At 39.2% G+C, this 245-nt stretch carries 1 rRNA gene (only partly in view); it reads left to right on the top strand.

The features are described 5' to 3' along the window. The first annotated feature begins 241 nt into the window (after positions 1 to 241). Positions 242 to 245, top strand: a 5S ribosomal RNA gene (gene rrf / locus DW183_RS12950) (it continues 115 nt past the right edge of the window).

The following is a 245-nucleotide window of genomic DNA, read 5'->3' as shown; positions in this document are numbered from 1 at the left end:
TCACCTCCTTTCTAAGGAAATCGAGTAAAGCAGTTGTTTCGCTGTTGAGTTATTAAGTTGAACTTAATAACAATTACTTGGACTACTAAACTCATTACGGATCAAAGATCCTAATTCGTTAAGGGCCAAGTATGTATCGCACATAAGCAATCAAAAAACGATTGCTAAGTGCTCATAACAATGCTGGTGGCAATGCGCTTAGGGGAAACACCCGTTATACATCCCGAACACGATGGTTAAGACTT

The sequence above is a fragment of the Roseburia sp. AM16-25 genome, from assembly GCF_003473825.1.
GTDB lineage: Bacteria > Bacillota > Clostridia > Lachnospirales > Lachnospiraceae > Pararoseburia > Pararoseburia lenta.
Note: the sequence above shows the minus strand (reverse complement) of the source record. Positions and strands in the feature narration are given on the sequence as shown.